The organism is Collinsella sp. LCP21S3_D3 (genome assembly GCF_052118305.1).
In the GTDB taxonomy this organism is placed as follows: Bacteria; Actinomycetota; Coriobacteriia; order Coriobacteriales; family Coriobacteriaceae; genus Collinsella.
Genome location: NZ_JBQKHK010000063.1, coordinates 1 through 499, shown reverse-complemented (window position 1 = coordinate 499; position 499 = coordinate 1). Strand labels below are relative to the sequence as shown.

At 64.5% G+C, this 499-nt stretch carries 1 pseudogene; it reads right to left on the bottom strand.

Going from position 1 to position 499, the window contains the following annotated elements:
- Window positions 1-313, bottom strand: a pseudogene (locus ACTQ1S_RS09385) (ISL3-like element ISAar34 family transposase); the annotation flags it as partial.
- Between the last annotated feature and the right edge of the window lie 186 nt (window positions 314-499).

Sequence of the window (499 nt, the reverse complement as noted above, 5' to 3'; positions counted from 1 at the left end):
AGTCGCGCGTGAAGCGCGCCCCGTGCCGCGCCCAGGGGACGGCCTCGGTGCGCACGCCGTGCTCCGGGCAGCGCACCCTGCAGGGCGCGTACTCCAGGTAGCAGGCCGAGCGCGCCAGGTCCATCGCCCTCCACAGCCTGGGGGCCCCGCGGTTCGCCATGTCGTAGAAGTCGCAGGCCATGCCGCATACGGGGCAGCGGCGCTGCTCGCGCTTGTAGGGCCGGACGCTCACGACGATGCGCTCGGCCTCGATGCGCGCGCCCAGGACGACCGTGCGGGCCAGACCGAGGGCGAGAAGTAGTAGACTCTTCATGCGTCACACCTCTTCGGTTGTCTGAATTTGGCGATCGCGTCGAAAATGTTGGTGTAAGGGTGACACCCTAGCGCCCGTTTAACGAAGAACGGCCTTCGTCCTAGAATCTGAAATCACCACAACAACAGGTTCTAGGAAAGGACGAAGACCGCTATGGAAATCTTATCAGACCCGACGCCGGACATG